This window comes from Kosakonia sp. YIM B13571, from assembly GCF_042788095.1.
GTDB classification, from domain to species: domain Bacteria; phylum Pseudomonadota; class Gammaproteobacteria; order Enterobacterales; family Enterobacteriaceae; genus Kosakonia; species Kosakonia quasisacchari.
The window spans coordinates 65,088-83,395 of record NZ_JBHZPL010000010.1 but is presented as its reverse complement, the minus strand read 5'-3'; the positions used below and the strand labels follow the sequence as shown (position 1 = coordinate 83,395).

22 protein-coding genes are annotated in these 18,308 nt (G+C 53.6%); 14 read left to right on the top strand and 8 right to left on the bottom strand.

Annotated elements, in window-relative coordinates:
* Positions 1–6 precede the first annotated feature (6 nt).
* Both fliS and fliT read left to right on the top strand, forming a co-directional pair.
* Positions 7–414 (top strand): flagellar export chaperone FliS, encoded by a 408-nt coding sequence (gene fliS / locus ACFX4O_RS19475; RefSeq protein ID WP_131408972.1) that lies wholly within the window; start codon positions 7–9, stop codon positions 412–414.
* Positions 407–745, top strand: a complete 339-nt coding sequence (gene fliT / locus ACFX4O_RS19470; RefSeq protein WP_131408974.1) for a flagellar protein FliT — start codon at positions 407–409, stop codon at positions 743–745. The genes fliS and fliT overlap by 8 nt, the downstream gene beginning before the upstream one ends.
* A gap of 58 nt (positions 746–803) precedes the next feature.
* Here fliT and ACFX4O_RS19465 read toward each other — a convergent pair whose 3' ends face one another.
* The 8 genes from ACFX4O_RS19465 to fliE form a co-directional block, all read right to left on the bottom strand.
* Positions 804–1,310, bottom strand: coding sequence for a flagellar protein FlhE (locus ACFX4O_RS19465; RefSeq protein ID WP_380210357.1), 507 nt, complete (start codon positions 1,308–1,310; stop codon positions 804–806).
* On the bottom strand, positions 1,297–3,399 hold the full coding sequence (gene flhA, locus ACFX4O_RS19460) for a flagellar biosynthesis protein FlhA (protein ID WP_380210358.1): 2,103 nt from the start codon (positions 3,397–3,399) through the stop codon (positions 1,297–1,299). The genes ACFX4O_RS19465 and flhA overlap by 14 nt, the downstream gene beginning before the upstream one ends.
* Positions 3,399–4,544 carry a flagellar biosynthesis protein FlhB gene (gene flhB / locus ACFX4O_RS19455; RefSeq protein ID WP_131408978.1) on the bottom strand — a complete coding sequence of 382 codons (1,146 nt, stop codon included), beginning with the start codon at positions 4,542–4,544 and terminating at the stop codon, positions 3,399–3,401. The genes flhA and flhB overlap by 1 nt, the downstream gene beginning before the upstream one ends.
* A 33-nt stretch (positions 4,545–4,577) precedes the next feature.
* Positions 4,578–5,237 carry a protein phosphatase CheZ gene (cheZ, locus tag ACFX4O_RS19450; protein WP_380210360.1) on the bottom strand — a complete coding sequence of 220 codons (660 nt, stop codon included), beginning with the start codon at positions 5,235–5,237 and terminating at the stop codon, positions 4,578–4,580.
* Between the two features lie 3 nt (positions 5,238–5,240).
* On the bottom strand, positions 5,241–5,630 hold the full coding sequence (gene cheY / locus ACFX4O_RS19445) for a chemotaxis response regulator CheY (protein WP_020454839.1): 390 nt from the start codon (positions 5,628–5,630) through the stop codon (positions 5,241–5,243).
* Between the two features lie 36 nt (positions 5,631–5,666).
* A complete protein-coding gene (locus ACFX4O_RS19440) occupies positions 5,667–6,713 on the bottom strand; it encodes a chemotaxis response regulator protein-glutamate methylesterase (RefSeq protein WP_131408982.1) in 1,047 nt (348 codons plus the stop codon).
* Complete coding sequence (locus tag ACFX4O_RS19435; protein ID WP_380210363.1) at positions 6,710–7,555, bottom strand: CheR family methyltransferase; 846 nt, start codon at positions 7,553–7,555, stop codon at positions 6,710–6,712. Before ACFX4O_RS19435 ends, ACFX4O_RS19440 begins: the two co-directional genes overlap by 4 nt.
* Positions 7,556–7,757: 202 nt before the next feature.
* A complete protein-coding gene (fliE, locus tag ACFX4O_RS19430; protein WP_131408986.1) occupies positions 7,758–8,093 on the bottom strand; it encodes a flagellar hook-basal body complex protein FliE in 336 nt (111 codons plus the stop codon).
* Positions 8,094–8,335: 242 nt separating this feature from the next.
* Between fliE and fliF the strand changes: the two genes are divergently transcribed.
* The 12 genes from fliF (at position 8,336) to fliQ (ending at position 18,306) form a co-directional block, all read left to right on the top strand.
* Complete coding sequence (gene fliF, locus ACFX4O_RS19425) at positions 8,336–10,027, top strand: flagellar basal-body MS-ring/collar protein FliF (protein ID WP_380210365.1); 1,692 nt, start codon at positions 8,336–8,338, stop codon at positions 10,025–10,027.
* Entirely contained in the window at positions 10,024–11,010 is a 987-nt protein-coding gene (gene fliG, locus ACFX4O_RS19420; RefSeq protein ID WP_131408990.1) for a flagellar motor switch protein FliG, read from the top strand. Before fliF ends, fliG begins: the two co-directional genes overlap by 4 nt.
* Positions 10,997–11,710, top strand: a complete 714-nt coding sequence (locus ACFX4O_RS19415) for a flagellar assembly protein FliH (protein WP_131408992.1) — start codon at positions 10,997–10,999, stop codon at positions 11,708–11,710. Before fliG ends, ACFX4O_RS19415 begins: the two co-directional genes overlap by 14 nt.
* The gene (gene fliI / locus ACFX4O_RS19410) at positions 11,707–13,074 is read left to right on the top strand and encodes a flagellar protein export ATPase FliI (protein ID WP_131408994.1); all 1,368 of its coding nucleotides are present in this window, start codon (positions 11,707–11,709) and stop codon (positions 13,072–13,074) included. Before ACFX4O_RS19415 ends, fliI begins: the two co-directional genes overlap by 4 nt.
* A gap of 15 nt (positions 13,075–13,089) precedes the next feature.
* On the top strand, positions 13,090–13,533 hold the full coding sequence (fliJ, locus tag ACFX4O_RS19405) for a flagellar export protein FliJ (RefSeq protein WP_131408996.1): 444 nt from the start codon (positions 13,090–13,092) through the stop codon (positions 13,531–13,533).
* Position 13,534: 1 nt separating this feature from the next.
* Positions 13,535–14,788 (top strand): flagellar hook-length control protein FliK, encoded by a 1,254-nt coding sequence (locus ACFX4O_RS19400; protein WP_380210369.1) that lies wholly within the window; start codon positions 13,535–13,537, stop codon positions 14,786–14,788.
* Between the two features lie 153 nt (positions 14,789–14,941).
* Entirely contained in the window at positions 14,942–15,445 is a 504-nt protein-coding gene (gene fliL, locus ACFX4O_RS19395) for a flagellar basal body-associated protein FliL (RefSeq protein ID WP_380210370.1), read from the top strand.
* 5 nt (positions 15,446–15,450) lie between these two features.
* The gene (fliM, locus tag ACFX4O_RS19390) at positions 15,451–16,455 is read left to right on the top strand and encodes a flagellar motor switch protein FliM (RefSeq protein WP_380210372.1); all 1,005 of its coding nucleotides are present in this window, start codon (positions 15,451–15,453) and stop codon (positions 16,453–16,455) included.
* Between the two features lie 7 nt (positions 16,456–16,462).
* On the top strand, positions 16,463–16,864 hold the full coding sequence (gene fliN / locus ACFX4O_RS19385) for a flagellar motor switch protein FliN (protein WP_131409002.1): 402 nt from the start codon (positions 16,463–16,465) through the stop codon (positions 16,862–16,864).
* Complete coding sequence (gene fliO / locus ACFX4O_RS19380) at positions 16,864–17,268, top strand: flagellar biosynthetic protein FliO (protein ID WP_380210374.1); 405 nt, start codon at positions 16,864–16,866, stop codon at positions 17,266–17,268. The genes fliN and fliO overlap by 1 nt, the downstream gene beginning before the upstream one ends.
* Complete coding sequence (fliP, locus tag ACFX4O_RS19375) at positions 17,265–18,026, top strand: flagellar type III secretion system pore protein FliP (protein ID WP_380210376.1); 762 nt, start codon at positions 17,265–17,267, stop codon at positions 18,024–18,026. Before fliO ends, fliP begins: the two co-directional genes overlap by 4 nt.
* A 10-nt stretch (positions 18,027–18,036) precedes the next feature.
* Positions 18,037–18,306, top strand: a complete 270-nt coding sequence (fliQ, locus tag ACFX4O_RS19370) for a flagellar biosynthesis protein FliQ (RefSeq protein ID WP_131409007.1) — start codon at positions 18,037–18,039, stop codon at positions 18,304–18,306.
* Positions 18,307–18,308: the final 2 nt, after the last annotated feature.

The following is an 18,308-nucleotide window of genomic DNA, read 5'->3' as shown; positions in this document are numbered from 1 at the left end:
CCGCATATGTATGCATCTCAGGGCACTCACGCCTATGCGCAGGTATCGTTGCAAAGCAAATTGTCTGGCGCGACACCACACCAATTAATTTCCATGCTGTTTGATGGCGCGCACAGCGCTATTTTGCAGGCCTCAATCTATTTTGAAAAAGGCAATGTTGCCCAACGCGGAAAAATGATCTCCAAAGCGATTAATATTATCGACAACGGCTTACGCGCCGCGCTCGACCATGAGAAAGGGCAGAGTATTGCCGCCGATCTCGAGCAAATGTACGAATATATGTCGCGCACCTTATTAGAAGCGAATTTGCGTAATGAACCCGAGCCGTTAAAACATGTCGACAGTCTGTTAATGAAACTGGCCGCAACCTGGAAAGAGATTGAGCCGGTACAGAAGCGAGTGCGTTATGGCTGAGAGTATTTTGCAATATTACCGTGAATTATTTGATATGAACTTAGCGATGCTGGAGATGACGAAACAGGAACGCTGGGAGGATTTCGTTGAAGTCGCAGCGGATTATGTGATTAAGAAGCAGGATATTTTAACCCATAGTACCGATGCGCTTTCGATGATGGTCAAAGAAGAATTGAAGGTATTGTTAAAAGAACTACTGGCGAATGAAGCGGAAATAACGCGTAATTTACAGGCGCGTCTCAACACCCTCAAACAGAATTTATCCTCAATACATCGTGGTGCCCGGTGCAGCCAGCTTTACTCCCAACATCAAGCCCCTTCACTGCATTAATCTTCCCCCAAAGGCTAGCGGAACATCATTTGTCCGCATAGCCTTTCGTTTTTTCTTATTAGCGATAATTCACGGTTAATTGATTACGTACGACGTTGAGCGCCGGCTGTAGCTGGCCGAGGCTGTTGACGGAATAGATAAAGCGGAACTCACCGTTCGCCGCCAGCGGAACATCAATGCGACGCTCGCCGGCAAGTGCAGGCAGCGGAACGCATTTATCGATGCGGCAAAGCTTAATCACCAGCCCCGGCGGGGGAGGGGAGAGCAGCGTAATGCGCCATGAAATACGCACAATGCGCGCTGAAGGGGAAAGGGATTCCGGGGCGAAAAGCGGGCGTCCACGCAGTAACTGTTTACCGGTGGTGACGCTGCCGCCCGCGGACGTGGCGCTCCAGGCACCCGTCGTTTGTGCGGACGCCGCAGGGGATGTCTGCAGCGCCATAAGAAGTAATACCAGAGATTTCATTGAGTTGTGCCAGTTGCCGCTGTTGTTTGTGCGGACGCCGCAGGGGATACCTGCGGCGTCAGAAGAGGGAATACCAGGGATTTCATTAATGGGTGCCAATGACCGCCGTCATTTGCACGGTTTTGTTGTTGCTGATCTCCAGCGTCGACAACACCGCCAACTGCGGGAACGCACGACGCAGGAAACGCGACACCATGGTGCGCAGCGCCGGGTTGACCAACACCACTGGCGAAACGCCGAGCGACTGCTGTTCGGTAATAGCGCGATCGGCCTGACGCATCAGGTTTTCGGCAATGCCCGGCTCAATCGCGCTACCGCTTTGCAGGGACTGGATCAACAGTTTTTCCAGCGAGGTATCCAGGCCAATCACTTTGATGTCATCGTCGTTGCGGAACCACTGCGCGGTAATCGCGCGGCCCAGGCGAATACGCACCTGCGAAGTCAGCTCATCCGGATCGTTTTGCACCGGCGCATATTCAGCAAGCGTATCGATGATGGTACGCATATCGCGGATAGAAACGCGTTCAGAGAGCAGGTTCTGCAACACTTTATGGAACAGTGTTACGGAAATCACCCCAGGAATTAAGTCTTCCACCAGCTTCGGCATCTCTTTGGTGATGCGGTCGAGCAACTGCTGCGTTTCCTGGCGGCTGAACAATTCATCCGTATGCAGGGTGATCAAGTGGTTCAGGTGCGTGGCGATGACCGAGCTTGGATCAACCACGGTAAAGCCCTGAATCTGCGCCTGTTCACGTAATACTTCATCAATCCAGCAGGCGGGCAGGCCAAACGCCGGATCGACACACGGCGTACCGGGCAGTTCACCTTCAGCATAACCAGGGTTAATGGCCATCCAGCGCTCCGGCTCCATCGTGCCACTGCCGATTTCAACGCCTTTAAGCAGAATGCGGTAATCGCCAGGCGCCAGATCGAGATTGTCGCGAATATGGATCGCCGGTGGCAAAAAGCCCATCTCCTGCGCGAATTTCTTACGGATACCGCGCACGCGCACCAGCAGTTGTCCATCCTGGTCGCTGTCCACCAGCGGGATCAGGCGATAGCCCACTTCCAGACCCAGCACATCTTCCATTTCAACATCTGCCCAAGAGGCTTCCGCAGTGGCCTGATCGTTGGCGGCCAGCGCGCTGGCGCTGTCTTTATCTTCGCTCACGGCGCTGCGACGAACAGGGTTTTTCATTTCGCGACCGCGTAGCCACCAGGCAAGACCCAGCAACACGGCGGTGAACATCAGGAACACCAGGTTTGGCATGCCAGGGATCAGCCCCAGCAGACCAATCACCGCGCCGGAAAGCAGCATCACGCGCGGGTTGTTAAACAACTGGCTGACCATCTGTTCCCCGATATCTTCATCGTTGGAAACACGGGTCACAATCACACCGGCGGCGGTGGAGATGATCAATGCCGGGATCTGCGCGACAAGACCGTCACCGATAGTCAGCAACGTGTAGGTTTCACCCGCTTCTCCCACGCTTAAGCCATGCTGCATAACGCCGATGATCAAACCGCCGACCACGTTAATCGCCATGATCAGCAGCCCGGCGATGGCATCGCCGCGCACGAATTTACTGGCACCGTCCATCGAACCGTAAAAATCAGATTCCTGGGTCACTTCGCTACGGCGGCGTTTTGCCTCCGCTTCTCCAATGATCCCGGCGTTAAGATCGGCATCAATCGCCATCTGCTTGCCAGGCATCCCGTCCAGTACAAAACGCGCGCCCACTTCGGCGATACGTCCGGCACCTTTGGTAATAACCATAAAGTTGATGATGATCAGAATGGCGAACACCACGATACCAATGGCGAAGTTGCCGCCCACTAGGAAGTGACCGAAAGCTTCAACCACCCGGCCCGCTGCGGAGGCGCCGGTGTGGCCTTCCATCAAAATGATACGCGTGGAGGCAATGTTCAGCGCGAGGCGGAGCAGAGTTGAAAACAGCAACACCGTCGGGAACGCGGAGAACTCGAGGGTTTTCTGCGTAAACATCGCCACCATCAATATCATCAGGGACAGCACGATATTAAAGGTGAACAGGGTATCCAGCAGAAACGCCGGCAGCGGCAGTACCATCATTGCCAGAATCAGCATGATCAGCACCGGGCCTGCCATGATTTGCCACTGTGTATCTTTCAACGCGGGTAAGCGTAATTTGCTGGCGATATTAGCCATCAGTTTGAACTCTCATGTACAAAATCCATCGACTCAGGAACCGCGAGATCCCTGGGCTGCTTCGGCGGAACGCCGCCGTTGTTGCGCCATCTACGCAGGCCATAAACCCAGGCCAACACTTCTGCGACGGCGCTATAAAGCTCGCCTGGGATCTGTTCGCCAATTTCGCAATGGCGATAGAGCGCACGGGCAAGCGGTGGTGCTTCGAGCATCGGGATGCGGTGTTGCGCGCCCAGCTCGCGAATTTTTAAGGCAATCTCGCCGGCGCCTTTTGCCAGCACGACCGGCGCACCCATTCCGCCTTCTTTATAAGAGAGGGCGACAGAGTAGTGCGTCGGGTTATTAACGATGACATCCGCTTGTGGGATATCGCTCATCATTCGGTTTTGCGCCGCCGCACGCTGCATCTGTTTAATGCGGCTCTTAATGTGCGGATCGCCTTCACTCTGTTTAAATTCGTCGCGGATCTCCTGACGGCTCATCCGCAGCTTTTTCAGGTTGCTGGTTATCTGATAAAAGACGTCGTAACCCACAACCGGTAACAGGAAAAAAATCACCATCATCAGGCAATCCAGCGTCATGCTCATGGCATGCGCGATGGCCATCGGCAGTGCTTCATTAACTAATTGAATAAAATGCACTTTATTTTTGTAGAGATAGAGCGCGAAGGCGCACGCGACCAGTACGACCTTCAGGCACCCTTTGAGCATTTCTGATAACACTTGGGCTGAAAACAGGCGTTTGAACCCTGCAAGCGGCGAGATCCGCTTGAGATCGAGCTTCAGCGATTTGCCGCTCAGGTTGACGCCGCCCAGCAATATGGGCGATACGATCCCGGTGACAAACAACCCCAGCAAAATGGGCAGCAGCGCGCTGCTCATCATTTCCAGCAAGTAACGGGCCTGGTGGAACATGGACTGTTCATCCATCACCGACAATCGGTTGAGCACCAGGCCGGTTCGCAGCAGCTCCAGCAAATGCCGGGCGAACTGCGAGCCGCCAGAGAGCAGAAGCGCCCACCCGGCCAGCAACATCAGCAGCGAGCTCAGCTCTTTCGAGCGGGGGATCTGCCCCTCTTCACGCGCTTTCTGTTTTCGCTGGGGTGTGGGTTCTTCTGTTTTTTCTACATCACTCTCTTCTGACATAATTTGCTCAGCGGCGCGGCGAACCGCGCACCGTTAGAAACCCAGGCTGTCAAGCAGGTCGTCGACCTGATCTTGTGACGCCATCACACCGGCTTTGCTGTTATCGATCTGCGGGCCATTGACCAGCATGGCGGCTGTTTTTGCTTCCGCTTCCGCCTCTTTCTCCTCCTGAAGAGATTCCGGCACGTAAGCCAGCAGCACCTGAATCAGCTCTTTTTCGACCAATTCGATAAGCGACATCATGCGGCGGATCACCTGGCCGGTAAGATCCTGAAAATCCTGTGCCATCATGATTTCCATCAGCTGGTCGTTGGTCTGACGAGCAATGGCTGGTGCCTGCAGGAGGAACTGACGCGTGTCGGTCACCAGCGTTTTCGCGATCGGTAATTCAACCGGCTCGGCGAACCACTCATCCCAGCGGGCGGTTAATGCTTCTGCTTGCTCCGTGATCGCCTCCTGCTGCGGACGGGCTTCTTCCACGCAGGTCAGTACGCGTTCAGCCGCCTGCGCGGTTTTCGCGACCACGTAATTCAGGCGTTCTCGTGTATCGGGGATCGCGTCTGCCGCTTCAACAATGGTGCGGTCCAGACCTAAGTCGACCAGGCTGTCGCGCAGCAAGCGCGTCAGTTGCCCAACCCGGGAGAAGATGTCTTTGAAATCGTCTTCTGGCTGCGTATTTTCTAAGCCACTCATCGGTTACCACCCGATTTTTTCAAAGATTTTGTTCAGCTTTTCTTCCAGCGTTGCGGCGGTGAAAGGTTTCACGACATAACCGCTGGCACCCGCCTGCGCGGCCGCGATGATGTTCTCTTTCTTAGCCTCTGCGGTAACCATCAGCACGGGCATTTTGTTTAAATTCGCGTCGGCGCGGATTTCCGTCAGCAATTGTAAGCCATCCATGTTTGGCATGTTCCAGTCGCTGATGACGAAATCAAAGGCATCTGCGCGCAGCTTGTTCAGCGCGTCCAGGCCATCTTCGGCTTCTTCAACACGGTTAAAGCCGAGGTCTTTCAACAGATTGCGTACAATGCGGCGCATTGTGGCGAAATCATCGACAACGAGAAAACGTAAATTTTTGTCTGCCATTGTTTTTTCCTGAATAAAAGGGATTGAAATAAATGATTAAATCCTGCGCGCCTGACCGGCAGAACGGTGAAGAATTTGCTGGCTGATTTGCTCAAGATCGACGGTTTCGCAGGCGGCATTGAGCGCGATAGCTTCACGCGGCATACCGAACACCACGCAGCTGCGTTCGCTTTGCGCAATGGTCCAGGCACCCGCCTGGCGCATCGCCAGCATCCCGGCTGCGCCGTCGCTGCCCATCCCCGTCAAAATAACGCCAATGGCGTTTTTCCCCGCGCTTCGCGCCACCGAGTGAAACAGCGAATCGACAGAGGGGCGGTGCCGGTTGATCGGCAAATTATCATTCAGCGCGACGTGGTAGTTCGCACCGCTGCGCGTCAGCTCCATATGAAAAGCACCTGGCGCGATGTAGACGTGGCCAGGAAGAATGCGCTCGCCGTCTTCTGCTTCTTTCACCGACATCGGACACAGATGATCCAGCCGGTTGGCAAACGAGCGGGTAAAGCCAGGCGGCATATGTTGTGCAATGACAATGGCCGGGCTTGTCGGCGGCATCGGTTCCAGCAGCTGACGCAGCGCCTCCGTTCCCCCCGTGGAGGAGCCAATGGCGATGATTTTTTCGCTGCCCACCAACGGGGCTTTAATCACGCGAGGCGGTGCCACTTTTGTTTCGCTGCGACGGATGCGCGCTTTGGCCGCCATGCGGATTTTGTCGGCAATCATGTCGCTGTATTGCGCCATGCCTTCCTGTAAGCCCATTTGTGGTTTGGTAATAAAGTCCACCGCCCCAAGCTCCAGTGCGCTGAGCGTAATATCGGAGCCTTTGCTGGTGAGAGATGACAGCATCACCACCGGCATCGGGCGCAGGCGCATCAGCCTTTCCAGAAACTCCAGCCCGTCCATACGCGGCATTTCGACATCCAGCGTCAGCACATCCGGATTGTGTTGCTTGATCAGATCGCGCGCGACAATCGGGTCCAGCGCCGTGGCGACCATCTCCATATCCGGCTGCTCATTAACGATATGCGTCATGATCTTGCGGATCAGTGACGAGTCATCAATACACAACACCTTGATTTTTCTCATTGCTTTTGATCTCCAAGGCGGTAGACAGACTGCCCGAGCAGACGAAATGGGCTGGTTAAATTTTGAAAATGTTCCGAGTGGCCAACAAAGAGCAGCCCGCCGGGTTTCAGCATTTTCGCGAAGCGCTGCAGCAGCTTCTCCTGGGTGTTTTGATCGAAATAAATCATCACGTTACGGCAAAAAATGGCATCGAAAGGCGCGGGAATATCCCACTGCGCATTGATCAGATTGAGTTGGCGAAACTGCACGGTGCTGCGAAGTTCGCTTTTGATTTTCACTCTGCTTTGATGCTCGCCAGTCCCGCGCAAAAACCAGGTGCGCTTTTGCTGTTCGGTCAGGTTGTCGATATCACTTAACCGGTAAACACCGAGACTGGCTTTCTCCAGTACATCGGTATCAATATCGGTGGCCAGCACTCGCGGGCCGGTAATGCTGCGCCCCAGCGTCTCTTCCAGCGTCATGGCGATTGACCACGGCTCTTCGCCGGTTGAAGCGGCTGCGCACCAGACGTTGTACATTCCGCTTCTGGACTGGGCATGCCGGGCCAGCGTCGGAAAGTGATACGCCTCGCGGAAAAAAGAGGTCAGGTTAGTGGTCAGGGCATTCACAAATACCTGCCACTCGTCACTGCCTGGATTCGCCACCAGTCGATCGGTGTAATCCTCAAAACCTTTTAAATTCAGCTCGCGCAGACGACGGGAGAGACGGTTATAAACCATGTCGCGTTTTTGCGCGGTGAGGACAATACCCGCGCGCTGGTATATCAATTTGCTGATTTTTTCTAATTCACTCTCGGTCAGCACAATGGGTGCTTGTGGAGCGTTCGGAGTAATGGAATGCATATTTTTCTGACAACCAATAATAATATTGACGGTAATTCACTGGTTTATTGCGCACACACGTATCCGCAAATGATGAGTTACTCATCACCCGACAAATGCGTGTGTGCTATTAAATCTTAATAAGAAATATCCAGGATGATTCGGGTGTGAAAAATAGCAACCATATTTCCGGGGTAATCGGCATTAAGATAATACTTAGCGGTTATACCGGCATATTCATAATGTCTTGATAAGCATTTACTAATTTGTTGCGTACCTGAATACCAAGATTTAATGCCAGCGATGATTTTTGCATTGAAACCATCACATCGTTTAAACCAATACCTTCCACACCGGACAGATAAGCCTGTGACTGGGTTTTGGCGGTGGTCTGCATTTGGCTAATATTGTTAATACTGTTAAATAAAATATCAGAGAATTGTGACTTACTCTCGACATTACGATTTGTAGTAAAAGGGTTCAGCGCTGACGCGTCTGAGACTTTTCTGGCCTGGGACTGAATCTGATCCAGTACCCCACCTATTGCATTCATAGACATAGAAAACAACCTTAGTAGTAATTAGCCGTAAGCTTATCATGTGGCGCGAAAAACGGCATAACCTGAATAGCTGACACAAATTTCACCTTTTTACCACTTAGAAAATGGCCTGTTTTGTAGATAATACTCAACCAGGAATTCCCTTGGGAAATACTTTTGCGTTTACTTATTTCATACCAAATGAGGCGAGCCGTAATGCTCTTTAATTTTTATTGCGGCGATCACTTTTACAGGACATTGGCATGACTGCCACGACCCAAAGCAGTAACAAGAAAAGCAGTGTCGATATTAAGGCACTGTTTGATAATATTCGGCTTAATCCCCGGATGATATTTTTCATTGCCGCCGCAGCTGCTATTTCAATAGTGATTGCACTGCTGTTCTGGGCTAAAGAGCCAGACTACCGTGTCCTGTACAGCAATATTAGCGAGCAGGATGGCGGGGCGATCGTCACTCAACTGAAACAGATGCAGATACCGTACCGCTTTGCGGATCGTGACGGTTCTATTCAGATACCCGCTGAACAGGTGTATGAAGTGCGTCTCAAGCTGGCCCAGCAGGGGCTGCCGAAAGGTGGCGCAGTGGGCTTTGAACTGCTTGATCAGGAAAAATTTGGCATCAGCCAGTTTAACGAACAAGTGAACTTCCAGCGTGCGCTGGAGGGCGAGCTTTCGCGCACCATCGAAACGCTTGGCCCGGTAAATACCGCACGGGTTCATTTGGCGATGCCGAAGCCGTCCCTGTTTCTGCAGGATCAGAAGCAACCTTCTGCGTCGGTGACGCTGGCGCTGATCAGCGGCAGAACGCTGGATGCCGGGCAGGTGAGCGCGATCTCGTACATGATCTCCAGCGCCGTGCCGGGCCTCAGCGCCGATCGCGTGACGATTGTCGATCAAAGCGGACATCTGATGACGCAGAGCGGCGAGCAGGCGACGCAGACCACGCAGCTCAAATACACGCGCAAAATTGAAGCGGAATACCAGAATCGCATTCAGGCCATCCTCGCACCGATTGTCGGCGCGCAAAACGTCAGAACGCAGGTAACCGCGCAGGTTGACTTCACGCAGCACGAACAAACGGCGGAGCAGTACCAGCCTAACAGCCGCCCGGAAGATATGGCTATTCGCAGCCGCCAGAGCAGTAACGCTGAGCAAGGTGGTAAGAATGCGGTGGGTGGCGTGCCGGGTGCGTTAAGTAACCAGCCGCCAGCAGAAGTCTCCGCACCGATTGTGCAACCGGCAGCGCCGCAAGCCAATGGGCAAGGTGCGACCAACGCGAATGCGAACGCAACGGCGACGCCCGCTGCGCCTGCGACGCCGTACAACAAGCAGAGCGATGAAACCACCAACTATGAAGTGGACAAAACGCTCACCCATATCAAGCGCAGCACCGGTACGGTGGAACGTCTCTCTGTTGCGGTGGTGGTGAACTATGCGCCAGGCGCAGACGGTAAAAGCGCCGCACTTAGCAAAGATAAGATCGACCAGATCAACGCGCTGGTGAAAGAAGTGATGGGCTACTCCGACAAACGCGGCGATACGCTGAATGTCGTGAACACCCCGTTCAGCGCTGAGGCTGATGAACCGCCGGTTCCGCTGTGGAAACAGCCTGAAGTCATCAAACTGATGATGTCTGGCGCCCGTTATCTGTTTGTGTTGCTGATCGCCTGGATCCTGTGGCGTAAAGCGGTGCAACCGTTCTGGACGCGCCATCAGGATATGCTGTTGCAGCGTATGGAGATGGAAAAAGAGGCGCGCCAGGCCGAGCTGGATGAGCAAATCCGTAAACGTCAGAGCGCGGAAATGGCGAAAGCACAGCAGCGCGTTGAGGCGGAACAAGGCGCGCAGCAACTGCGTGAAATGGCCGATCAGGAACCGCAGGTTATCGCGCTGGTTCTTCGCCAATGGTTGAATAAGGAGCAGAAGTCGTCATGAACGCCGCCCAGAGAAGCGCCATAGTCATGCTGACGCTCGGTGACGAGCGTGCAGCCGAAGTGTTTAAACACTTGAATACCCATGAAGTTACATCAATCAGTAGCGCCATGGTTCATATCGGCAGCTATACCCACGATCAACTGGGCGCGGTGATGAAAGAGTTCCGCCGCGATTCGGGTGAGTTTGCCGTGATGGATGTGAATACCAACGAATACCTGCGCAGTGCGCTGGTGAAAGCGTTGGGTGAAGAGCGGGCGAATGCGCTGCTTGAAGATCTGCTGGAAAACAATGATGAGCGTAACGGTATTGAAACGCTCAACTTTATGGAGCCGCAGATGGTCTTTGACCTCATCCGCGATGAGCATCCGCAGATTATTGCCACCATCCTTGTGCATCTGAAACGCAGCCAGGCAGCCGATCTGCTGGCGAAATTCGATGAGCGCGAACGTAACGACATCATGCTGCGTATCGCCACCTTCGGCGGTGTTCAGCCGGTAGCGTTGCAGGAGTTGACCGAAGTGCTGAACAACTTGCTACACGGTCAGAACATCAAGCGCAACAAGATGGGCGGTGTACGTCCTGCGGCGGAGATCCTCAACATGATGAAATCCCACCAGGAAGACGCGGCTATCGAAGCGGTGCGCGAATACGACCAGGAACTGGCGCAGAAGATCATCGACGAGATGTTCCTGTTCGAAAACCTTGTCGAAATGGAAGATCGCAGTATCCAGCGTATTTTGCAGGAAGTGGATAACGAATCGCTGCTGGTGGCACTGAAAGGCGTGGAAGACGCGTTGCGCGATAAGTTCTTCCGCAATATGTCCAAACGTCAGGCCGATATTATGCGTGACGATTTGAATTCCCGTGGCCCTGTCCGTATGTCGCAAGTCGAAAACGAGCAGAAAGCGATCCTGTTGATTGTCCGTCGTCTGGCGGAAACTGGCGAAATCGTGCTGGGTGGAGGCGACGATGTCTACGTCTAAAAAACAGTGGCAGTCGTGGCAGCCGGAAAATTTACTGCAGGAGTCATTCGCCCAGGATAGCGAACTGCGCGAGGTCGTTCCGGCAAGCGATCCGGCGACAGAAGCCGCGATGCAGGTAGAGTTGTCGCGTCTGCGCAAACAGGCTGAGCAAAAAGGCTTTGCCCAGGGGCAGACGCAGGGGCTGGAAGCAGGCAAAAAACAGGGCTACGAAGACGGTTTTGCGCAAGGCCGGGAAGAGGGCGCGGCGCAGGGCGCGGCGGACTACCTTCAGCAACAGCAGAAGCAGACGGATGATTTCGCCCAACTGTTTGATAACGTCAAGATAACCTTCGACAGCCTCGACAGCGTGATGCCTGCGCGCCTGGTGCAGGTCGCCCTGATGGCGGCGCGCAGCTTGTTGGGCGAAAGCGTGGTGTCGACCGCGACCAACGCCTGGCTGATGACCCGTATTCAGCAACTGCTGCATGAAGACACGTTGCAGCAAGGCAATGTGCAACTGTGGGTCAGCGCCGAGGAGTCTGCCGCTGTGCAGGAGATGTTGGGTTCGGTGCTGGAAACACGTGGCTGGGAATTGCGTACCGATGCGCAAATGTTGCCGGGCGGTTGTCGTCTCACCACCGACGGCGGCGAGCTGGACGCCACCACGGAAACCCGCTGGAACGAGCTGTGTAACCTGAGTCGTGAGGACTTCGCGTTATGACCATCCGGTTAAAAAATTGGCTTGATGGCATTGACCTGCGCGAGCACAAAATGGCGGAACTGCCGCTGTTTCGCCGTTATGGTCGGCTGACACGCGCGACCGGGCTGGTGATGGAAGCTGTCGGTCTGAAATTACCGATCGGCACGCTTTGCATCGTTGAACGCGAGAGCGAAACGGGCATCCAGCGCGTAGAAAGCGAAGTGGTGGGATTCAATGCCGAAACCCTCTATTTGATGCCGCTGGAAAACGTCGAAGGCGTGCTGCCTGGCGCCAGAGTGTATGCCTTTGGGAACAACGTCAAAGGCAAACTGCTGCCGCTGGGACCGGAATTACTCGGCCGCGTGCTGGATGCCAGTGCGCGTCCACTTGATGGCCTGCCAGCGCCGGGTTCGACTGACCGTGGGGCGTTGTTTACCGCGCCGTTTAACCCGCTGCAGCGCGATCCGATTAAAAATGTGCTTGATGTCGGGGTTCGTGCGATCAACGGCTTACTGACCGTGGGTCGTGGCCAGCGTATGGGGCTGTTTGCTGGTTCCGGCGTCGGGAAAAGTGTGTTGCTGGGCATGATGGCACGCTTCACCAAAGCGGACGTCATTGTCGTCGGGTTGATTGGCGAGCGCGGCCGCGAGGTGAAGGACTTTATCGAGAACATTCTCGGTAAAGAGGGGCTTAAACGTTCCGTCGTCATCGCCGCACCAGCGGATGTGTCGCCGATCCTGCGTATGCAGGGCGCGGTCTATTGCACGCGTATCGCCGAGGATTTTCGCGATCGCGGCCTCGACGTGCTGCTGATTATGGACTCCTTAACCCGCTACGCGATGGCGCAGCGCGAAATTGCGCTCGCCATTGGCGAACCGCCCGCGACCAAAGGCTACCCGCCATCGGTTTTCGCCAAGCTACCCGCGCTGGTGGAACGTGCCGGTAACGGCACCAAAGGCGGCGGTTCGATCACCGCGTTTTATACCGTGTTGACGGAAGGGGATGACCAGCAGGATCCGATTGCCGATTCGGCGCGTGCGATCCTCGACGGCCATATTGTGCTCTCGCGCAGGCTGGCGGAATCGGGCCACTACCCGGCGATTGATATCGAAGCCTCGATAAGCCGCGCGATGACCGAACTTATCGAACCGGTGCACTACAAAAAGGTGCAGCGCTTTAAACAGATGCTTTCGTCTTACCAGCGTAACCGCGATCTGGTGAGCGTGGGGGCGTATGCGGCAGGCAGCGATCCTTTACTGGATCAGGCCATTAGCCTCTACCCCAACATGGAGCATTACCTTCATCAGGGGATTCATGAATCCTGTGACTATCCGACCTCCTGCGCGGCGCTTTCTGCGCTGTTTCCGGATACCGGGGCGAACTAATGCGGATAGCGCGTAATGGCCAGCCATAACCCAATGGATGTACTGCGTGAGCTGGCGGAAAAGAAGCTCAATGACACGACGGTACGGCTCGGCAGCGCTCGCCAGGCGCATGTCCAGGAGACCTCCCGCCTGGAACAGTTGCGCACTTACTCGCAAGAATACCGCCAGCAAATGCAAACAACGCTGACGCAAAGCTGCGTTTCAATCATGGCGCTACAGACACAGCAGCGTTTTTTAACCTCTCTGGATGGAGTGGTTGAGCAACAGGTCAGGCGGGTTTCCGCCAGCCAGTTTGCCGTGGATAACGTGCAGGATGCCTGGAAAAAAGATAAGCAGCGGCTGAATGCTTTTGAAGCGCTGAAAAACCGTGCTGAAGCCCAGCGATTGTTAAAAGAGAACCGGCTGGAACAAAAGCTGATGGATGAGTTTGCCCGTCGCGCCAGCCAAAGGAATATATAAGATGATTATCAGACCTTCAAACCCTACTCCCGCAAGCGATAGCGGACGCCAGACGGCATCCACGTCATCCGCGCAGGAAGAGGGCGAGTTTTCTTCCGCGCTGAAAAAACAGCTGGCGGCAGAACAACCCGCAAAAACCGACAACAAAGCGCCTGCGCAGGAAGGGAATAAAAAACCTGCGGACAAAAAAGACGAGCCATCAGACGACGCCCGTCCGGCGCAGCCTGCGACGCTGGCTATCGATCCGCTGGCGCAAGTGGCGAAGACAATAGCGTTGCCTGCGGAAATGACCACCGCAGATGCGCTGCTTGCCCAGGGTGAACAGACCGCGCAACCGGCGTTGGCAGATCTGGCGGCTTTACCGCAGAACGCGATTGAGCCTGCACTTGCTGCAACACCGGCAAACGCACTTACACCGGCCGCTGTGGCGACCGACATTCAGCCTGCTGACCCACTAGCACAGGTGACTTTCTCCGCTGTTCTTGGTGAGAAAGTGCAAACCCCGGTGACAGCCGCAACGGAGCGCGCACCCGCGACCGGAAAAGGGCAGGGGATAACGGCTGCGCTTCACTCGCCTGCACCGCTTGCGGATAAAGCCGTTGAGGGCAGCGAATCTCGTTTGCCAGCCACGGACACTGCGCAGCTAACGGGCAATGGGCAAACCCAGGCAGCGCCTGCGAGTGAGAGTTTTGCGACGGCGTTACATGCAGTGAAAGCTGGCGAACCAGTACCGCAACTGAGTGCGATTTCTCACGCGGCACCCGTTACGGCACCGTCAACAACGCCCGCGTTAGCGTCTCCGGCGATGGCGACTGGCACCTTACAGGCGGAGGTTGGCACACCCGCGTGGCAGCAATCGTTGGGGCAGCAGATCGCGGTATTTACCCGTAATGGCGTTCACCATGCGGAGCTGCGCCTGCATCCTGAGGAGTTGGGGGCGTTACAAATCAGCCTGCGTGTGAATAACGATCAAGCCCAGGTCCATTTCGTTTCGGAGAGCCATCAGGTGCGCTCGGCGCTGGAATCAGCGATACCGAACCTGCGCACTATGCTGGAAGAGTCCGGTATTTCGCTTGGACAGAGCAGCGTTGGCGCAGACACCTCCTCTTCGGCGGGAGAGACGACATCGGGCAATGCCTCCGGGCAAGGAAAGTCTGATCCAGAACAAGGTGAAGGGGCTATTTCGCTGGAAGAAGAGAGCCCAACACGCTCGCGCATCATGCATTATTCCCGCGGAATCAATACGTTCGCTTGATACGAATGCGCTAAATGGCAAGGTGCTGACAGTAATTTCAGTTTATCAGGGAATTGTCCTGCATGGGTGCTGTATTAAAATAACGGCATCCAGCAGGTTATCTGTCTTAAGTATGATTCCTGATTTATTTTTAATTACAGAGTTATTCATCAAATGCCGAAGAAGAAACAAGCCGCCCAGAGTGGGAAAAAAAGCCCGCTGTTGGTTTTACTCATTTTGTTAATTCTTATTGGTATGTGCGCTGGTGGCGCTTATGCCTATATGGAAATTAACAAACTTAAAACGCAAGTTGCTAATGGGAACGATGGTAAAACCCCTGCCGCACCCGTTGAGCAAGTAGAGCCGGTATATTTGGACCTGGATACCTTTACGGTCAGTCTAAAACCAGACGCCCAGGAAAATGATCGCATTCTGTATATTGGCCTGACGTTGAAAGTTAAAGATACCGCAACGAAAGCGATATTGGAAAAACATCTCCCTGAAGTTCGTAGTAATTTGTTAGTGCTTTTTTCTCAACAAACAGCGGCTGAATTAGTCGATGATAAGGCGAAAGAAACGTTGGCATTAAAAGTAAAAGATGCGGTTAACGCATCGCTTGCTGGTCAGCCTCAACCGATGGTGACAAACGTCCTGTTTAATGCATTCATTTTACGGTAACTATTATGTCGGACAGCATTTTATCACAGGACGAGATCGATAATCTTTTGAATGGCGGCCCCGGCGGCGAAGAGAAAAATAGCGCAGAAACGGCGATTTCCTCAGCAGAAGATCATATCAAACCTTATGATCCCAATACGCAGCGTCGGGTTATTCGTGAACGTTTATATTCTCTGGAAATTATTAATGAACGTTTTGCGCGACAGTTTCGTATCGGTTTGTTTAACATTTTGCGTCGTAGCCCGGATGTTACTGCCGGAAACATTAAAATTCAGCCGTACCATGAATTTGCCCGCAATTTGCCGGTGATGACGAGTCTGAATCTGATTAACATGCATCCGCTGCGCGGCACGGCGCTATTCGTCTTTTCGCCCAACCTGGTGTTTACCGCGGTGGATAACCTTTTTGGCGGCGACGGTCGTTTCCCGACAAAGGCCGATGGTCGCGAATTTACGCCCACAGAACAGCGTATTATCCAACGTATGTTGGCCATGGCGCGCGAAGCATATGATTACGCCTGGACATCTATTTATAAGATCAAAACAGAGTTTATCCGTTCTGAATTGCAGGTGAAGTTCACCAATATCACGTCGTCACCGAATGATATTGTGGTGACCACACCGTTTCAGGTGGATATTGGTTCACACAGCGGTGAATTACAAATTTGTATTCCGTTTAGCATTATCGAACCGATTCGCGAGTTGTTGACCAACCCGCCGCTGGAAAACTCACAGCACGAAAACAATCAGTGGCGTAGCGCGCTCGCTTCGCAAATGCGTGATACCGAACTGGAATTGGTGGTGAAATTCGCTGAGATTTCTACCCGCTTGTCCAGAATTATGAGCCTGAAACCTGACGATATTATTCCATTGGAAAAGCCTGAAGACATTGGCGGGTTTGTTAACGATGTGCCGGTCATGTCCGGTAAATATGGCAGCGCCAATAATCAGTATGCCATCCAGGTGGAAAATTTGATGAATTCAACATTATTAGCCTTAAAGAAGGAGTGACCAACGAATGAGTGATATGGAACTTGAATCGGGGTCAAATAAATCCTCGCTTAACGACCTTTGGGGCGACGCGATGAGCGAACAAATGAACGAAAATAGTGCCGAGCTGCAAGCTACGGTGAAAGACGATGTGATGGTTAATTTTTCGGAAGATTTAAATCTAGTGCTCGACATTCCGGTCAAAATGACCGTGGAGTTGGGGCGCACAAAAATGACCATCAAAGAGTTATTAAGACTCAGCCCAGGCGCCATTGTTTCTCTTGAAGGGTTAGCCGGTGAGCCGCTGGATATTTTGATTAACGGTTACTTAATTGCCCAGGGTGAAGTGGTCGTCGTTTCGGATAAATTCGGTATTCGTATCACCGATATTATTACGCCTTCCGAACGTATGCACCGCCTGAGCAGATAATGAATACCCCATCACTTAATACTGTTCAGCCCGTTGCCGGCGGGCCTGCCGTGGCTCCGGTCTCTATTGGCAATGTTGTTGGCGCGCTGGCGCTTGTGCTGTTGCTGATTGTGGCGGTTGCCTGGATCTGCCGTCGCACTGGCGTGGCTTCACGAATGGTAAAGGGAAATAGCATTCTGTCGGTAAAACACACCCAGTCCCTTGGCGCGAGGCAGCGTCTGGTGGTTGTCGAAGTGGATGACAAATGGTTGTTGCTGGGCGTGACACAGGAAAATATTACTAACCTGATGACGATGGAGAAAAAAGCGGACGCTGAGCCGGTTCAGGCTGCGCCGTTTGCTGCCAGTCTTCAGGCGGCTTTAGTGAATCGCATTACCCGGCATAAAGGTGAGGGCAAAAAATGAAACGCAACACTCGCCTGTTACCGGTAATGCTTGGCTCTGGAATAGCGCTTGCCGGGATTTTCTTTCCCGCCGGGCTGACCTGGGCGGCCAGTAGCGACATCATGCTTAGCCATTCAGCGAATGGAGAGAGCTGGTCACTGCCGGTACAAACGCTGGTTTTAATGACATCGCTGACGTTTTTGCCCGCGATATTGCTGATGATGACGGGGTTCACCCGCATTGTGATTGTGCTCGGGCTGCTGCGAAACGCCCTTGGCACCGCCAGTACGCCACCTAACCAGGTGCTGCTGGGACTGGCGCTGTTTCTGACGTTTTTCGTCATGTCGCCGGTGTTGAACCGTATTTACGACGAAGCATGGGTTCCGCTCTCGCAGGATAAGATTTCGATGGAAGTCGCGTTACAAAAAGGGTCGCAACCCTTGCGCGCCTTCATGCTTAAACAGACCCGTGAAGGGGATCTGGCGCTCTTTTCCCGCATCGCGAAAGCAGAGCAGTTTAATACTGCCGACGATGTGCCAATGAGCATTCTGGTGCCTGCGTTTGTGACCAGCGAACTGAAAACCGGTTTCCAGATCGGCTTTACGATGTTCATTCCTTTTTTGATTATCGACCTGGTGGTGGCAAGTGTGCTGATGGCATTGGGGATGATGATGGTGCCTCCGGCAACGATTTCCCTGCCTTTTAAGCTGATGCTGTTTGTCCTGGTGGATGGCTGGCAGCTGGTTATCGGTTCCCTGGCGCAAAGCTTTTTTAGTTAGAGAGAAGAAGATGACCCCTGAAAGTGTCATGTCGCTTGGTTTCCAGGCGACGAAAGTCGGGCTGTTTATTGCCACACCATTATTGTTAGCCGCGCTGGCAGCGGGTTTGATTGTCAGTATTTTGCAGGCGTCGACGCAGATCAACGAAATGACGCTCTCATTCATTCCGAAGATCCTGACCATCGTGGTGGTGCTGATCGCTTGCGGACCGTGGATGCTGTCAACGCTGGTTGACTACATGCGTGGTCTGTTCAGTAGCCTGCCCTATATCATCCGTTAAGT